The following is an 18,424-nucleotide window of genomic DNA, read 5'->3' as shown; positions in this document are numbered from 1 at the left end:
GAGAACGTGCGTCTGTACGTTCAGCAAAAAAGTAAAACAATTCTTCTTGCGGTGCAACTTTAAACGGCGTCACATTATTATTGATGATTGCTTTTACAATATGGTTTGCCAGTTTAAGCGTGTAGGATAGGGCATGTATATAAAGCTCTAATGTTGCAAAGTTACTGGTATCAACTTCATTAGCACCAAACCAAGATAGGTTACGCAGTTCAAGCCAGCTCGTGAAAGAATCGTGAGAGCTATTAAAACTTAGATCTACGGCCTTGGACAAATAGATAAAAACGCAAAACAAAAACCTATTTTTGTACTCATACTTAAATACATCAGAATCGGTCCAGATCTTATTCTCAATGAGAGCAAGAATGTAATTTAAAAGCTCATGGTGTTTAATCGAATCGATTAAGTTGTCTGGTAATACTTTTAGTTGATTAAGGTGTGGTTTTACAGGTGCATCATTGGATGGTTTAAGGAAGTGGTAGAACAAGTTAAATGTTTGCGTATCATCTATATCAATTACAGGTTCATAATCATCTTCATCTACGTTATTTAGATCCTGTTGAATATCGACTATTTGCCCGGTGTGACCTTCTGAACGGTCAATCTGGCAGATACTAAAAAGAACAGGCAAAACCCCGACAATATTACGGTTGTCAATTGTTTGATAGTGGGTATCAAAAAATATCGTATCAGCTAAAAACGTACCTTTATGATAGTTGAGAAAGAAGAATAGTACGTTATTTAAAGAACGGTGATTTTCACCAGAAGAGGTGTTAGAAGTAGCGTTAAAGTCATCGAAAAAAACTAAATTTGTATCCATTTAAAAATACTTTAAACCACACCCTTAAACTATTACTAATAAGCATATAAGTTTTAAGAGAGGGTTTAAAGTTAATTTTAAATATATTTAATGGAGTTTAAGGCATCGGGCTTTGTAAGCGCTCTACATTTGATGAAAGGTCAGAAACATCTTGCTCTAAAGTCATTGCCTGGTCTATCGCACGTTTCATTAAATATTCTTGATTAATTTCTTTAGGCTCTTTACGAGTAGCATTCTTTTGTTCTTCTTCTAATTTGAAACGTTCAAAAGCGAAAATAGAACGAATAATACATAAGCTATCTTCAAGTAGGTCTGAATGCACTTTAGGAAAAATTAGATCAGGATCTAAATCAGATGCGACTTGGTTAAACAGCATAAATTGATCGCGATGTTCGATAAGAAATTCATCATATGTACCGAACTCAGATTCGATCATATCTGGACAATTTGCGAGAGTAGAGACTTTCGTATCTTGTGATAACAGAATTGAATCACCTGATGGCGCAACTAAAGCATGAATAGGTTGTTCTGCAATAGGAGCCAACAACACTACAGTAAATGGGCGTGTTTGGTTTTTCATGGTTAGTCCTAATTAATATAAAAAAAGCTTTGGCCAAAAAGTCTATTTTGAAATTTTGGTAGGTTAATGGAATCGAATAGAAGGTCCGTCTCTTTAGTACACTTCTGATTAATTAGATAAATGATATTTTGAAGAAGTGCAATTAATTTAAATGGACTGTTGTATTCATTGAATATGGGTGCAGCAATGCAAAGAGTCTTTTTTCTATCGGTTGATAATGCCCATGGGTTCACCAGGGTAAATCTCACCTTGGCATTATTATGTTCAATTGGTCGTGCATAAATATCAAGAACATCGGATAAAGTAGATACCTTTAATTCTTTTGAAATGTCAGTAAGAATCTCACTGACTTGAAGCGCTGTTTTATCATGAATATCGCTTATAGTGATGCAAACACCACTATTACTATTCATTAAATTTGCATAAAGAACTTCAATAACCATGGACTCGTCTTTGGATAAATCCTTTAAATTGGCATTGACTAAATCTATGATCCGATCTGATTTTTGTTCAAGTTTAATTTGAAGCAAAAGCGGTTCATTCTTTTTTGAAACAGGGAGTACTTTATAATCGCTAAGATTGTAATTTAACCGCTTCATTTCAGTAATCAGTGTTTCTTTGGCATTATCAAAAAGCTTCTGATCTCTCTTGGTTAAACCAATAACAAAATTTGTGGACATGAGTATATTCATGATCCACAAAGCAGTAGATAAGGATAAAACACTATCCTTAACAACTTCTGAATCTGAATCAGAAAACCCAGATATTTGCTTGATTTTGTCGGTTATCGAAATCATGTGAACCCTTGTTTAATTCGGCATTTTCATCTGAAACTTTGTCAAAAAGATTAGTTTGATTAAGTACGTCTTGGATATTTTTTTGTGGATCATCACTGAGTAAACATTGGAATAGGGCGCTAATTAAAGTAGCAAGTGATGTTCCATAGTCATTGGTACACTTGATTAACTGGCCAGCATCTAAGCAAATTGGTGTTTCATCATCATAAAGCAAGTGTAATTCTGGTGATTCAGCATAAACCAACTTTACATGAGTATCCGTGATGATTAACTCAACTTCTAAGTACTCATTATTTTCAACAAAATATTTAAAGCGCAACATCAATGCATCATCGCCACGTTCTATATATACAATTTGTCGATCGGTCGTATTGGTATGGCTGACGAATCTATTCTCTTTTGTGATCTGATCAATGTAGTTCAAAAAGATGGTTTTGAGTGACGCACTTAAAATACCTTTGGCAGCGAGTTCACTTTTCAAGTAAGGCAGAAAGTTTTCAAGATTTTCATGCAATGGTTTTTGCATTCGATCATCTCCAATGGGATTAATAAAAGGGCATACACATCAAATGTACAGCGACTCAGTTATGACTATTTCGTTACAACAGTTACTTAAAAGACTGCAGACTGTTTGACTTATAAAACTGATACTTTCGCCACACTTTTAATTCAGAAATATCTAACTTGTTTCTAAATCAATATGGCTTTATTTGATTATAAAGCCACATTGAAAGTTTAAATATTTAAAAATTATTTTTAGTATATACCTAAATCTAAGATTTAAAATGGATCTAACTTTTAACTGGCAAACTTTGTTGCTTTGGTTAAAAGGGTTAAGTCTTCATGGAATTGATTTTTTAAAAACCCATAGTTAAAAACGTAACTAATAAAGGTGAAAAACTCTAATTGGTTCGGTATTTTGTCTTCAAGAATACTGACCTCTAATTGCAATGTTCCTGTTGCACGTTTCTTAGAATGAAACTTAAGACCATCAAATGTTTGACCGTAATAAGTTGATATTTCCAAGAAAACTAAACGGAAAAAATAAGGGAAGATTTGAGAAACAACACGCTCAGGATCATCAATTTGAGTTAAACGTCTACCGTTGTGATATTTAAACTTAATACCATCAGCCATACTTTTTTCTACCAACAGGCGAATATAGGCATGACTACGAGTAATCATGCTTTTAAGTGGCGTTTTTGCTTCATGAATATTTTCGTATTGCATTTAGTTATCTCACATCTCAAGTCTTAATTGGTCAGCTTCATTTTCTTTTTCAATCGAAACTTCAGCAATAATTTTTTGGGTATTTTCGTTTTGCAGATCTTGATCAAATATTTCATTCACACAAGTTTCGACTAATTGTTCAGTCAAGTTTCTGCAGATCTCAAACTCTAAACCTTTAGGTTGTACGGTAGGGTAGCCGTCAATTAAAAATGAGTTTTTCATTTCATTTTCATTTGAAACTTTAGAGTACAAATAAGTCTCAAAATAACGAGCAAACATTTCGGTACTGGTCGCGTAATACGGCGTTGCACGATTTTCAGCACTGTCGATATTTAAACAGTCCTTTTTATAACGCGATAGATTGTCACTAAAACGAATATCACCTACGTTAACTTCAACGTCTTGCGACTTATCAAAGAAGTTTTGCATTTGAGTATGAGGATTTTTAACTCCCTCAGGCATGTACTTCTCTACCAGGTTATAGAACTTGTATTTAGATGACTCTATCAAGTATTCAGATAGGTTTTGCGATAGTGTTTTTAAATCCACATTCGCTGCGTTCGCAACACCTGTAATTTTTTCTTCCAAACCGGTTGTAGGTAAATGATGTTCTGGCTGGCGCATATCATTAAGTTTTTGCTGATAGCGCTCAAACGACTTAAAGCTTATAGCATTAATGTCAGTGTTAATTTTAGAGACAATGACATCCACCTTGTCTTGAACTGTACTGAAGAAAGATAGGTTTGTATCAGCTTTATATTCACGCTCATACTTCTTCAAGTACTCTTCAATTTTCTCAAACTGACGGCGAATGAGATCTTCATAGTGCTTTTGGTGCCAGTCAAAGAAGCTGTTTAAGGTTTTGCGCGTAGAATTAGGATAATTCTCTTTATTCTTAATCACTTCATCATGCATTGAATCAGCAACAGTGTGGTACGCCTTGATTGCAGTCTCAGCATTCTCATGAAGTACTTGACCGTAATTTTTCATTGGCTGAACTGGCTCATTCATCATCGCACGATGTACCTTTTCAAAAGCACGACCGGACTCAGTAACAGGGGAGTATCCAGCATCCAACATATTTGATAAGAAGTGTCGTGCACCTGGTATCTCAAAATTAGGGATGTCTTCATAATAGTCCTGAAGTACAGAACGATTCATTTGAGCGTGATTTTTATATACTTCCGCTTTTTCCAACATTCCCAAGTGTGCATCTAGCGCATGGCCATACTCATGAGCCAAACTTCCAGATCCGCTATCACGAGTTAAGTTAACCACGTTCTTAGACAGTTCAAAATGCGCTGCAGATCCTTTAATTCCGCGTGAAGCCAAAGCAACACCCAAGTTCAATAAACCATTGTTTGATTTAAAGCCCATGAGTTGTTTTAAGTCAGCCAATGAGTCATACACGGCATTAACCAACTGTTGAGCCACAGGACTAACTTTATTGCCTACTTCAACACCACGGATAGAAAAGTCATCTTTAAGCTTGAATGAATCCACATCGGCACCTTGGCGATGATCAGGACCAGTACGAGAGTAATTTAACAATCCGTAAATACTTGATTGGACTTTTTCAGTCACAAAGCCATTTTCAAGTTTTTTCACTTCACTGGTAAATGACGGCAAACGTGGTGCTTTAGGTGTATTCACAGCTTCAGTCGTTGCTTCTATAACTGGTGCAACAGGATCTTTAACATAAATAGGTGCAGATTCAGCTTTAACTAAACCACTTTCAATCGCACTTTTCAGAACGTATGGTTCAAGCACAGTTGAATATAAGCCAGTACGTTGCATGTTGCTGATCGCATCGCTCACATCTTTAGTGACTTTCGACTTACCGTAAAAATCAAAGATCTTACCTGTTGATAGAATCTCACTGAGTTCTTTATCAATCGTTTTTTCGATGATTTTCTCAAGCTGAACACTGATACCGCCTGTATGTTCTGGCATAATGTAGTACTCATTCAAATTGCTAAGCAATTCGAAGTAGTTTTTGTAGTTGTTCTTGGTACCTTTACTATAAAGCCCGATATAGTCTTTACGTTGGCGATCAGTCATACCAAGACTTTCAGCAGATAAGCTTTTATTGTTTCTTACCGCATGAATCAACTCTTCTTGAGTATCTACCATCAAATTTCTGATGTTAGAAACAACAGCCACATACGCACGTAATTCTGTCGCTCGTTGGCTATCAAGCATCAACGCATTTTTAGAGAATAACGGTTTAGTTGGGCAGTAGTCATACATTGCCTTTACGAATATTTTGTCATCAATACCGAGTGGCGTATTGGTGTACCAAGCTTGGAATTCTTTATTTGCAACGATTTTTGCTTTTCGATAGTCCGTAGCTGTTTGATCGGCTGATGTCGCTGAAATATATTCCAATGAAATGTATTCACCGTAGCGATCTTTATGTGCACCGCCAAACTTGGCACCTACATCACCTAAGTACATAGCAGGGGAGTCACTTGGCTCTACCTTTACATCAACAGGCACATATTTGTCTTTTGGTACCAATTGATCGATAAACGTGAAGTCAGTAAACACACGGTTTTGAAGTTGTAAGACATCTTCAACTGAGCGCATACTTTTAACAGGAAAAACGCACAGAGACTTGTAATCACCGTGAATATCGGACTTATCACCAAAAAGTTTAACCGATGCATATTCATTGTCGGTCGATGGCTTGATGGCCAAAAACAATTTGTGATTTTCAGTTTTGATATACGGCTTTATGTGTGCGGTTTGATCGTATAGAGCACCAAGCGTATTCGTAATCAAAGTTTGGAAATGCAAACTTGCTAACTGTTTATTCTCAAAGTCAGTTTTGTGTTTAATCTGAATTTCAGGCAAGTTAGATAGTGCTAATTGCTCTAAAGTGGTACCGAAATTAACCTTAGATTCGATAGCATTTAAGATTTCGTGACTAAACTGGTCTACATCATCAAAACCAGTAATCAATTGATACTGATAGTCATGAGACGGTATACGAAGAAGCACGGCAGTTAATTGAGGCTCATAGTCCGTATCAACCATAAACAATTGCGGTGTTTCATCTTGTTGAGATGATTTGTTTAGCAACTTGTATTGGTGAACTTTAGGGTTGGAACCTACAAAATGCTCAGCATAAGCCTGTTTAATCGTATCTTGTAATGCTTTGACATGCTCAAGCATGACGGCATTGACTTCATTTAAAGCGGTTAAGGTTTTATATTTTTCTGCAAACGCCTCATTCACGGCGATCTGCTCTAACATAAATCTAGGCTGAATATCCTCAAGTTCTGGATTACCTACACGGTTTAATACAACACTAAATTTGAGCTTATTAATGAACGGATCAGGTTCACCATTGATACCATTGCTAAAAAGTTCTTTAAGATCACTTTTCTGAAGTTTAGAGTTCACCAAATCAAACGGATGAACTTCTTCAAATGCCTGAACATCAAAAACTTTGGTTAAGTTTTTAGGCATGATTGCTGTCTGGCCATCTACATGAGCGATAACATAGGTGTACGCTGGAGAGATGTTGCTCAGAAGCTCAGTGACTTCATTCGGTTTTTTATCGTAGCTAAGATCCTCAAACTTTTCGTATGTTGCAGAATTAAGATTGCTGATGAAATCTAATTTAGAGTTGAAATTAGATGGATGATCAGAAATGTACTGGAACATCTTGTTTGGTAAAGACGTAAACACTTTATTGATTAAAGTTTGCTGACTATCTTTAGCTTTGAAGAAGTTGAGATCTGACTCGTAATATTTTTCAAAAGTGAACTTAGCTGGAGGCATAAACGTCATGCTGTTGCGTGAAGTCGATAACTTAAACAAAGCATTCGCAGACGTTTTAACCGCATCTCTATCATTAAAGCCAGTAGCCTTATGTATATTGGCATCTAGGGAAACTGAATGCCCAATAAACGGCGCATTTTTGTCTTTATGATTGTAGAGGCGTATATACTGAAGATCATTCTTTTGAAACACAGTTATAAACAAATCATGATCAGGGATCTTGATTGCGCCGTGGTGATCTTCATAGTGCTTTACAGCATTTTCTAGCTGAGTGTTAAAGTATTCAGATTCACTATTGAACTGTACGTTCTCTTCTTCAGCTGTTAGAGAAAAATATTTAACGTTATTCTGAAAAGCTACATTAGGTTTGAGAAGATCCTTAATCACCTCAAATTCTTTTTGTACTTCAACATCAAATTTGCCAAAAACTGTACGCTGATTAATATCAATCAGGTTCAGATAGTTGAATAGCTGAATGTTGTTGTAGTTGTGGTTCGGTAGGGCAGTTTTGTTTAACTGGAGCTTACCATCTTCTAACTGCATGCTTTGGACTTGCTTCAAGTCATCTGCAGTCAGCTCTACACCAAAGACTTTCTTAGTTTCTTGTTTGAGCTCTTTATCTTCACCAGCAATCACTAAGGCAGCTAGTTTTTGTGCCTTGTCATAATCGCCATCTTCTAGATATAGGGTTTTTTCAACAAAATACTTGGCAATGTTCGCATACGCTTGATTTGTTGCTTTGTAGCCATCGGTAGACAATGAAAAATGTTTGTTTTCATCAAATTCATTTGATTTAACGGTTTTAACTTTTAAATCGTCAATGTCACCCGTTGGTTTAATCTGAACATAGATTTCATCTGCAGCGAGATCCATGTTCGAGACAAATAAGGTCGAATTTTTAGAATAAAACTGACGTTCGATACTCGACAACAGATCCTTTGCATCTTTACGGTCTTCTTCCATGTCAGACTGCATATCTTCAGCAATCGACTTGATGTTTTCGCCACGGTCATCCTTTGTGATAAATGACCAGTCTTGTTGCGGATATTTGGCTGTTAATGCCTTTTGGAAGCTTTGAACTTCAACAAAGCGATTGAACTGACGGTCCAGACTAAACCCATCTGTATGTGATGAAGTTTTAGCAAGAATATCCTCAGGAACAGAATCAGATTTAGTCTTACGATTGAAGTTTTCACTTGCATTTGGCACCAATAAATTACGGAATAAAATCTCATTTACACCGTTCTTTAAGAATGACGCACTTTTAGTTTGTGATAGAGATTGTTTTAAAAATGCTTCATCAAAGTTTGATTCATCAAGAAGCCGAGTAAACTCTTCAAAATACGCTGAAGCTAATTTATCGTTATTAGCAAGATCAGCCGTGCACAGATCGCTTAACTCTAAACGCTGTACATCTTGCTCTAGCTCTAAAGGCGCAGAAAAATCACCAGCAACAAAATCATTGATATTTTGCTCAACATAATTGTTCGTGCGTGACATCAACATATCAACTGCAGTTTCATTATTCACAAATTCCTGAAGCTCAGGCGTGTTAATTGAAACCAATTGATTGTCGAATTGCTTAGATAGTAATTTGAACAGATCCGCTTTATGTTGATTGCTTTCTACTTCAGATTCAAAACCTACAAATTTGCCGTTTTCATCTTTAGCGTAGTAGAAGCTGTTTTTATTAAACAAAAAGGTATTTGTTGCAGACGTAATGCCAGATACCAAAGTTTCACTTTGCCATAAGACTTTTTTAACTTCATTGTACTGTTTTGAGATCTCAACATTGTGTGTGTCGATTTCGTCAGAGATCGCTTGAATATCATCTACGCTGAAGTTTTTTGTTTGTGTAGCTGAGCGCACGACATCTTGAATTTCAGCATATTTCTGATTTAGATAATCACTATATTGCTTCTCAATTTGTTGAGCTTGTTCGGTAGCCTTAGGAATGACATAGACATCCAAGATCTGTCTAATTTCAAGCATAGACGGCGCGAAATCACGCACCTTGTCATTGCCTCTTGCATCCAATAATTCTTCAGGAAACTTTAAGAGCTCTTTAAGTACGGCAACATCATCAATTTCTGGAGTAGGGAGGTCATTTGCAATGTTGAGTAGATCAGACTCAGTAATAGATGCCTTCTCAGTTGCCTCAAAATTAACATCAAGATCATTCAAGATCTCGTTAACATTTGATTCATTGAGTTGTTCTTCTAGTTTACGCTGTTTGATTTCAGCAGATTGGTGATCATAGAACGCATTAAACTTAGGAACGATGTTTACAGAGAATTCAGAGAACTCTTGGCTCAGATCGGCAAAGAAAACTTTACCTGTTGGCATCTGGCGTACCATTTGTTGTAAGACATCATGGCGAAGCATGGCAGCGTCATACACCATCTTATCTACAAGGCGTGTTTCAATACCTTGTTTAGACGCCATCCATGTGCCGTGTTCATCTTTATAAAAAGCTGGAATACCTTGTTTAGCTGATTCTAATAGCTTTGGATACGGCAATTGCTGTTGATTAAACACACGGTCTATCACAACAAGATCAGAAGCTAATTTTTGTACATAAGCATCAACATCTTTAAAGCTCATGTTAAACATTCTGTTGCCACGGCCATGCTCAATCAGCTGATTAAAAGTGGACTCGTATTCATGAGCAAAATGCACCAGGTTAATATTGTCATTTAACCCCAATGCTTCATACGGATCATGAGCAAAGATTTCAGGAATATGGCGCAAGTCATCAATAATCAGTAACGAACCATCTTTTTCGTAATTGACGGGTACTGCAAATGGAGACAACTTAATTTTGGCTAGTTTATCTGGACTTTCGCCACTGGCCATCGCCGATTCTTCATCTAGATAGACTTTAGAGAAGATATTTTCATAGCCATAATCTTGAAGACGATTAAAAGGAATTTTTGAAGACTGAAATTGAGCCAAGTAGGATTTGTTCGATTCCTGAAGACTGGTTTTCAGCGTATCAAGGATATTAGATCCATTGTTTAGCTTGCTGACATACACTTCAGGGAAAGCGGAAAGGCGTTCGGTCGCTGATGCGAAGTAACTTTTCCAGTTCGGAATGTTCTTTTTAAACGGTAGATTGGTGAGATAAATATCTTCTTGCTTAGTCGGTACTTTCATATCGTTGGTAAACGCTGGAAAGACCTTCTGAAGATCGTTTAGATCGATACCAGACTTTGCCGGGTTTTTATAGTAGTACGCATGAATACCATCATCATTTTGCACTTCATAAAAATGGGCATCCATTAACACTTGTTCAAATTGCTTAGAACTGTTTTGTTCAATAGATTTTTTGAATTGCTCAAATTCATTAACAACAAGCATCGCCGTTTTTGGGCGAAAATTGTTGGCTGGCGATACTACAAGACGCGCACCAAGACCAGTTAAATTAGGCCATTTAACTTCATTCACTTTATAGTCTCCTACTTGGTCACATAGCATGATCCAAGACTTTAAAACGACTCTTACGAGTACTTATATGTGCTTATATTAAACTAAAAAATTAACTTTGAGGGAGGGTTTAAGCGTTATTCTTTAAAATAGTATATACCGAGTAAATAGCACTGTTTAAATACCTATCATTTTTAATAAAACCATCTAAAACCGTGCACTATTCTTTCTTTTTTTATAAATAAAAATGCCACCGTATAAAAAAAGATGCCACCCACAGGGGATAGCATCCAAGATCTCAAAATTGCTTATAGTGCCAATTCAGGATCGCTATTCTTTTGTTTGCTTAATTCTGGATCTGCTTGTACTTCAATGTTGGTCATGAGCTTAGTCCAATATTCATCGTATTCAGCTTGTGACATCTCATTAATGACTTCATTCCATTTAACTAGGTTCTCATGTTGATCTGTACCCGGTTGGAAGAAGTGCATTGCATTTCTGACATACTGCTGATGATCAGCAAAACGCAGTTCAGCAATATTTTCCTGAATATAGTCCAGGCCTTTCACCGTAAATTCGCGAATCTCCTTCATGATTGCATCTTTTTCTATACCATGCGGTTGAGTTACAGAAGATGAACCACCTTCAGGACATGGGTAAACAAGCCAATCATTACGCAAGTTCATTTCTGCTAAGGTCACTTGTAAGTACTGCTCACCACTACGGGCAAACATTTCATGTGCGGTCGTCCAATACGGCTTCTTAGCACTTGTTAAGCCCTCTAATACCATCGCATTTTTGTAGAAATCAGTTTTTAGCTGAGATTGATTAGTTGATGTTAAGCGATCGTTCGTCTGTAAGCTTAAAGAAATTAACTTTAAGTGTTCATCTGACAATGGTTTAGGGCTGTTTTCTTTGATGAAGTCGAGTGCACATATCGCAAACTGACTACGCAACATTTGTCGATAATCACGGAATACAACTGATCTAAAGACTGTACTGTTCGCTGCACCAAGTACTTGCGCTGCAAAGACACGATCATGATCAATTTCAGAACGAGATTGCGAGATATATTTGTTGAGCTCAGTCCGTGGGATTGGATACTCATTTTCAGACAAGAACTTATGCAAGCCTTGGGCAACGTGCATATAACGTCTATGTTGTATGGCGTCCTTTTGGAAAAGTTCAGGATCTTCATGACGATTAGCGAAGTTAATCAATGAAGATAGTTCAGTATGCAACTTGCCACGTTCCGCAATAAACGTATTAATTTTCTCTTTTATGCTGTCTCTATCTGGCGTAAACAAATCAACAATGTCAGGTTGATCTACCAATGTTTTATCCAAAATCGTTTTGATGCTGGTTTCATAAAACTTGACTTGATTCTCAAGATTCGTGCGAAGTACTTCTATCGAGTCATCCTTTTTCATTGGCAAGTAATACATCGCTTGATTTACTTTGGCTGCAGCTTGCAACAAATCTTGGTTAATGTTGGCATACTTCTCAGACTTAATGTTATTCAATTCTGCAAAACGAGTTAGATAAGGCTGTACGTTTTCCATCATCATTTTTGGTTGATTGCGTGTCATCGCACTAAAAATGAGATGGTCATAGGCATGGAAAAATTCATGACCAAACGAGCCAAAACCTGAATTCTTGGTTAAGTTAGTCACACGGTTAGATGGCTCGTAATGTGCCATCGCAGCGGAACGTCCACGCGAACCAAAAGCAACACCCAACATACCGTTAAAGCCAACAAATTTCGGATCTATATCAAGTGCCTTAGCAAGAGCGAAACAACCGTCATATGCGTTATTTAATGCGATTTGACGATCGCTCTGGTTCAAGTACTCGCCAAACTCTACGGCTTTAAATCCAAAGGTCGCTTGCAAGGTATGTGCTGTAACATCTTGGCCATTACGTGAAGCAATGTTTTCCGTCACAACCACATCACTGAGCTTGAATGCCTTACGCATAGTACGAGGCTTAGCATACTCTTTGAATAGGGCATCTAAGGTACTCGCCGTGTCATCTACAATGTTCGATACATTCTTTTCAGATAACGAGACTTCTTGAGTATCATCATTCTCTGCAGTTGCGTCTTTGGTTTTTTTAGCAGTTAACAGATCCATTACTTGTTCAGATAGACCAGCATCAGATCTGCTAAATAGCGTACTCGAATCTATAATGTTGCCACTTCTAAAAGTAACAGTCGCTTTTACTTTGTCTTGGAACGGTTTGGCATCAATCGCACTACGTATTTTTTTATAGATAGAGTAGGTGCCTTTAACTGGCGGTAACTCTTTCCGTAAATGATGAAGTGCTTCAGTGAGCGTTTTACGTGCTTCACTACTATCGGTTTTCGCCAATTCAGAACTAATAATCATGTCAGTGGCAGCATATTCAGCATAGCTTTCTACCAATGAAAATAATGACCGATCTAATGATTTAAACGCCGTGAACAGATCTTTGTCTTCATTCAAACGAACGTATAAATCACATGCATTAGGAATAAATTCACGAACTGTTTTTGCTTCCATTAAAGCATCACGCATACTTAAAACAGCGTCATAGTATCCAGCACCTACTTTTTTAAACTGTTCTTCAGTGGCATTTTCAAGCGGATAACGTGGCTGATCATTCGTCATCTTGCGTACAGCGTCAGTCAGCAAGTGAATGTAAATATCTCGACCAGCTTCTTTTGCTTGTAAAACCGATTCCTTTTTCCAAATTTTGTCACGCGTAATTAGGTTTTTGACTTGCAAAAGCGACATATCTTGAATCTGACTGAGCGATAAACGTGGACCATACAGATCCTTTTTCGCACCAGGCATTTTCATACCCGTATCTTCAATAAGTCCAACTTCAGAACGTGACTCAGTGGCTTTCGGTTTGGTTGTTTTTGGCTCTTTTGGTGCTTCAGCTTCAGGCTTACCCTCAGACTCAAACAGTGATGTTTGCTCTGGAGCAACTGGCTCAGTCGGCTCTACAACTTCTACCGTTGCTTCCTGTACTTCTGGTTCAGTAGGCTTTTGAACTTCAGGTTCAGTTACGATCGGTTCTTCAACCAATGGTTCTTGGGCAACTTCTACAACAGGTGCGCTTTGAACCATATGTTCAGGTTTATATACTTGATCGCGAGACTTAAATAATTCTGCTTTTTTGAATGATTTTGCAAAATCAGTAATTAAGAAGTTCTTAGAGTTCGGGTGCTTTGGCGTAGGAAGAATTTTATAGCCTTGATCAACAAATTGCTGATGTTCGGCATTATTCACAATGGCCAGTTTTAACGGAGATTGATCATCGGCAACTTTAATCGCGAGATCGAACCGGTCTTTAGATTCAAGTAGCTTTTCACCAAAGGTAAAATCAATTTTATTGACCAATGTTGAAATATTAACAGCCACAATCTCATTAAGGCCTTTAACATCAATATTTTCAAAACCGGGTGATAATGGCACCTTGATTGTCTGCAGTATGTTTTCACGTAACCCAAGATCATTTAATACTTGGTCCACAAGATGCGCTTTTATCCCGTTTAACTGGAAGTCTTTAAACAATCCACCACGCTCGTTGAATTTAGCAAACTGCTCAACATTATCAAAAACCCGTAATTGATCATGCTGTAAAACTGGTGTGTCTTTATCTATGACAGAAATCACTAAATCAGCACCGTCATTGGCCACAATAATTTTGGAGCCGTTTTCAAACGCTTGATCCATTTCTTTTTGATGGATGTAGTCGGTAAAGACGTTCATCAAATCAACATTGGTCATCACATCATTGCTTTTCACAAAATCGATTAGATCTTGTTTCGCCGTTGGATCGATGTATTGATTATCGGCATCACGCAAAGTTAATGCCTTGTAATCGTCCAACTCAGGGTTAAACAATACCTTTTCTTTAAGGTGTAGGTTTTCGATCGACTGGAAGATCTGATAGCGTTTTTCTAATGAGTCGATCAAGTACTGCATTTGCTCTTGCGTACTTAAAACTGAATCATTGCTAAGCGTCAAAGCTTTAAACAGCGCCTTATCGTCTGCAGCTAAGTCATTCAGACTTGATTTAACGATTAAGCGATCGGTAGACGGAATCTGTTCACCGCTGAAATATAAGTTAATCGCACCGTGCTTTTGTTCATCAGCTGGTGAAACCGTGAGATAAAAATTTATCTCAGGAAACTCAAACTCTTTGATACGTTCTGGATTGGTGATAATGCTTAAAAGAGATCCCGTTTTTGTCTCGAGAGATTTATTTTTTAGTGCCGTCCATTCTTCAATAGAACGATTTTCAAATGACTGCAGTAGGGCAGAATTGATTAAATCACGGTTGAGGTTAAATCCATTCTTGAGTGAGTCTGGAGTCGATTGTAATGCTTCAAGCACAAGCCCATGTTTAAAGAGATTGCCAAAGTCATTTTCACTGTTAACATCGGTCTTTTCAAGTGGCAAGAAACTTGATGCATGCTCATAGACATTCTTAACTTCAATATCAAGCTTTAAGCCTTTTTCATATTTCGGTACCGCTTCCTTGGTCAAAATACGATTAAGAATTACATTCTTAAGGTCATCATAGGTCAGCTTGTTTTTGCTGATCGGATTAGAGCTCAGGATATGTTCAAACGAAGAAGCACCATTAATCATAATGGTTTTTTGCTTTTGTAATGAACTAACCTTTTGACCTAGATCCATCGGCAGTAAGCGAATGAAGTTCTGATCAGATGCTATCGTACTGCTATACACCGCCAAAGAACGTGCGCTAACTTCAGGCTCAACCATCAAAGCGTTACCTTCAGCTAGGTAGGTTTTTACCGCTTCTTCAGTCAACGTGACGACATTTTCAATTTTCGAGTCTTTTGGCGCCGTGACTTCATTGTAGGTCGGTGTTAGATAACCTAGTGCCATCAAAATATGCTTGTGCTCATTATTAATAATGGCAGTAACCGCTTCAGATTTAGACTCTTCACCCACGGCATTTTGATAAAAGTCTTGTAGATAGCGCTTATACGCCATACTTACCGCGACCTTTTTATTTAAGGCAAAAAGCTGTTCTTGTGTATTTGAGTTGAAGTGGTCTTTATGTATCACCTTAGGCAGATAGTTTTGAAAGCTGTCTACCACATAGATTTCATCTTTTTCGAGTGTTTCTTTTAAAGACAAAACTTCATTGGTCGCAGCAAAAACAATCGCGTTGGCCAGTGCATTACCAGGATTCGTGCGTACACGTAATTCCTCATTTATCGCATGATTGAGTTGCGACCTAATATCAGGTAATCGGTTAAGGATAGGGGAGTCAGGATTGTTGCCAATATTGCTACTCAGCTCAGAAAGCACATGAGCCACATCGATACGCTTATTAAAACCCTTGTAGTTACCGTCCTGTTCTAACAGGTTATAGAATCGCTCTAAGCTTTCATCCGATAAATATTGTGATGCAATGCTATGGGCATCACCATCACCAAGCGCCGTAAATTGGCTATTAATACTATGCAGTTGTTGAAGAATACGAGGCATTTGCTGATGAAATGAAAAGTAGTTTTTACCTACATTTTCAGCACTGGTCGCAATCATGTCCTCAATACTGTTATCCAGCACTGATACAGCATTCGAGAACACCATATCGTTAAAATCTGGCATTGCAGATTCTTGAGATGGTGAATATCCCAAAATAGAATATTCAAACTTTTCGACTGCAGATAACTCTTGATCTTGTTCATCATAATAATGAACCACATCAAACTGGTTAACAGCTTCATTCCAAAGCCCGTTAGGTTCTTCACCTAGATCAACGTTGAAATGATAAATGTCAATGTCATTTGAGGTGTGAGTAGCTTCAAACTCGTTCGCTTCATCCAATAGACGTTGCATTTCATCTTGCAATTCATCATCGGTGACAACGCTTTGTAGGAAGTTATCCAGATCCGTGCCGTATTCTTCACGGTCTATCACTGAATCAAAAAAACTATCATAAAGATTGTTCAGACGCGTAGAAGCGATGTTTAACTGACTTAATGCCAATTCCATTTCATAAGCTTGATCTTCATAGGCTTGCTGATCCAAAACATACGCATTTTCAGTAGCAACAGCGACTTGAATCGCAACCGCTTTTTCAATACGCTCACTGATGGTATGTGTTGCTTTTGCTTCAACAATGGCTTGACGTTCTTCTTTGAGCTTTGCAATTTTTTGTAGGTATTCTTGCTTAATTTTTCGCATTAAAGCGAGTTTAGTCAAAGAGTCCTTAATGACTGGTTCCGGAATGTTCGGCTTAAACTTGGTGTGTCTAAAAAAGTGATCAATTCGATTGAACAAACGTTTTACTGGAACCTTAGGTTCAGGCGGTATGGTTTGCTTAATTTGATTGAGATCCAAGCTTTCTAAACTTGTACCGATGTCATCCAAACTTTCATAAATTAATTCACGATCAAAACTGCTATCACCAATTGAGTAGGGATCAAATGTTCTTAAATTATTAATATTATTTTGAACGCTTTGGATCAGGTCCTTAATCTTATCGGTAAGGTCGAATTCTTCTACATCTAAAGTTTGGTTGTTGTATTCCCAAACTTTCCAATCATTGTCCACCAGCTGTAACGCAGTTGTTTCTATACCAAATGGTGCCAATGCTGACGGGATGCTGTTTTCTTCGTATGAATACAAACAGTCATTGATTTTCGTGACTAAGGTTTGAAGCTTGATCAATCCTTGGTGATTAACGGCATGATCATCCGATCTAAGCGCATTCACAATTGGATCAATGCTCGTATTCAGTCCCTTATTCAGCTCTCGAATATCAATAAATTGCTTCGGTAAGCTGTTATACGCTGGCCATGCTGGATGTGAAGATATTTTATAATTGGTCAGCTCAGGGATTTGCGTAATATCTTTTAGGGCAAGTACTTCACCGCCTGAATTAACCGAAATCACTAGCTGTTTGCTTAGTTCAATAGGCTCTATCGTATCTTCTATGAGTCCAGCATTTAGCGCTGCTTCTTTATCAACATAATAACGAGTCAGTGTTTTATCTGCTTGGTACCCGTAATTGTCTAAATCAGCCAACGGCAATGGATCTACTGACTGCAGTAATGTCGGTAGCTTATTCCAGCCTAAATCTGCTTTATTGAATTGTTTAACCGCACCCATAATGGTTGTATTTTGGGCAAACGGTTTTTGCTGTTTTGCTTGGTAAAGCACAACGGACTTTTGATTATTGAGTTCAAATAGGGATTGCCACTGGTTTTTTTCAGCACTACTCATTGGGTTTTGCAGATATATATCTGACATATCCATTTCAATGAGGTCATTTTTAGAGTCGTAAGGAAAAACAGATTTTATGTCAGCAAGAGAGAGACTATCTTGCGAACTCTTATACATAAAACTAAGGTCGTTATTTTGCTCATTGGTGATATAAACAAACTTTCCAGTCTGTTTTAAACCAGTTAAGAAGCTGTTTAAGGATGTGTTCAACTTTTTCTCTAAAAGCTCAACATCTTTAATCTTAATAATGGCTGCTTGGTTTCTTGAATCAGTTTTAGGGGTTACTACAAGTTGAGCGCCAAAGCTACTCAGATCCAACCATTTCTTTTTAGTTGACATATAAACTCCATGGCAATATGTATAAGCATCTTTTAATTAAAATATCAAAGCACCATCGGTTACTTTTGAGCGGTATATACTAAAGATTATAAGAGAATTTATATAAAGAAACTATCTAAAAGGGTTTTAAACAAAAAAAAGAGATGGCTTAAAACCATCCCTATTTTTTAAGTTTTTTTCATTATCAGTC

At 37.4% G+C, this 18,424-nt stretch carries 6 protein-coding genes and 1 pseudogene; all 7 read right to left on the bottom strand.

Going from position 1 to position 18,424, the window contains the following annotated elements; all coding sequences use genetic code 11:
• Positions 1-817, bottom strand: a pseudogene (locus ACNPNW_RS00135) (hypothetical protein); the annotation flags it as partial.
• A 97-nt stretch (positions 818-914) separates the two neighbouring features.
• The gene (locus tag ACNPNW_RS00130; RefSeq protein WP_098733065.1) at positions 915-1,397 is read right to left on the bottom strand and encodes a hypothetical protein; all 483 of its coding nucleotides are present in this window, start codon (positions 1,395-1,397) and stop codon (positions 915-917) included.
• Positions 1,398-1,405: 8 nt separating this feature from the next.
• Positions 1,406-2,194, bottom strand: coding sequence for a hypothetical protein (locus tag ACNPNW_RS00125; protein WP_077170153.1), 789 nt, complete (start codon positions 2,192-2,194; stop codon positions 1,406-1,408).
• The gene (locus tag ACNPNW_RS00120; RefSeq protein WP_005028673.1) at positions 2,148-2,720 is read right to left on the bottom strand and encodes a hypothetical protein; all 573 of its coding nucleotides are present in this window, start codon (positions 2,718-2,720) and stop codon (positions 2,148-2,150) included. The genes ACNPNW_RS00125 and ACNPNW_RS00120 overlap by 47 nt, the downstream gene beginning before the upstream one ends.
• A gap of 272 nt (positions 2,721-2,992) precedes the next feature.
• Entirely contained in the window at positions 2,993-3,424 is a 432-nt protein-coding gene (locus ACNPNW_RS00115) for a hypothetical protein (RefSeq protein ID WP_005005806.1), read from the bottom strand.
• 9 nt (positions 3,425-3,433) lie between these two features.
• Complete coding sequence (locus ACNPNW_RS00110) at positions 3,434-10,660, bottom strand: LPD1 domain-containing protein (protein WP_228273137.1); 7,227 nt, start codon at positions 10,658-10,660, stop codon at positions 3,434-3,436.
• A 287-nt stretch (positions 10,661-10,947) separates the two neighbouring features.
• A complete protein-coding gene (locus tag ACNPNW_RS00105; RefSeq protein ID WP_448766373.1) occupies positions 10,948-18,234 on the bottom strand; it encodes an LPD1 domain-containing protein in 7,287 nt (2,428 codons plus the stop codon).
• Positions 18,235-18,424: the final 190 nt, after the last annotated feature.

Source organism: Acinetobacter endophylla, from assembly GCF_053543775.1.
The sequence above is the reverse complement of the archived record's forward strand: the minus strand, read 5'-3'. Positions and strand labels throughout refer to the sequence as shown.

Bases quoted from the DNA above. Each gene is read 5' to 3' on its own strand.
- ACNPNW_RS00105 (WP_448766373.1), bottom strand. From the start codon at position 18,234: ATGTCAACTAAAAAGAAATGGTTGGATCTGAGTAGCTTTGGCGCTCAA.
- ACNPNW_RS00130 (WP_098733065.1), bottom strand. From the start codon at position 1,397: ATGAAAAACCAAACACGCCCATTTACTGTAGTGTTGTTGGCTCCTATT.
- ACNPNW_RS00125 (WP_077170153.1), bottom strand. From the start codon at position 2,194: ATGATTTCGATAACCGACAAAATCAAGCAAATATCTGGGTTTTCTGAT.
- ACNPNW_RS00115 (WP_005005806.1), bottom strand. From the start codon at position 3,424: ATGCAATACGAAAATATTCATGAAGCAAAAACGCCACTTAAAAGCATG.
- ACNPNW_RS00120 (WP_005028673.1), bottom strand. From the start codon at position 2,720: ATGCAAAAACCATTGCATGAAAATCTTGAAAACTTTCTGCCTTACTTG.